This window comes from Pseudovibrio flavus (assembly GCF_009711345.1).
GTDB classification, from domain to species: domain Bacteria; phylum Pseudomonadota; class Alphaproteobacteria; order Rhizobiales; family Stappiaceae; genus Pseudovibrio; species Pseudovibrio flavus.
In genome coordinates, this window is the sequence record NZ_SMMA01000014.1 from 1 (window position 1) to 402 (window position 402).

1 protein-coding gene is annotated in these 402 nt (G+C 54.0%); it reads right to left on the reverse strand.

Annotated elements, in window-relative coordinates; translation table 11 throughout:
• Nucleotides 1-362 (reverse strand): TRAP transporter large permease subunit (locus E1162_RS00045; RefSeq protein ID WP_371311741.1); only part of this gene is annotated, 362 nt, incomplete at its 3' end.
• Nucleotides 363-402: the final 40 nt, after the last annotated feature.

Sequence of the window (402 nt, forward strand, 5' to 3'; positions counted from 1 at the left end):
CGGTCATAGCCGCGCTTTTCCATTTCCGGCACCATGTTCGAACCAATCGCCGCAACGGTTGCCGGAGAGGAGCCGGAAATCGCAGCAAAGAACATGGAAGCAAGAATGTTAACGTAAGCAAGACCTGCTTTTACGTTACCAACGAGGCGCGCAGCAGAAGCCACGATACGGCGGGAAAGACCACCGCCCTGCATGATGTCACCAGCCAGAATGAACATAGGCACGGCAACGAGAACGAAGTTGTTAGCGCCGGTTACAGCACTTTTTACCAGCAACGTGACAGGTGGCGTATTTGGCAGCAACTCAAGAACGATAAGGGAGGCCATACCAAGGCACACACCCACCGGGGCGCCAAAGGCCACGAGGATCGCGAAGGATCCAAAAAGAACCATACTAATCATG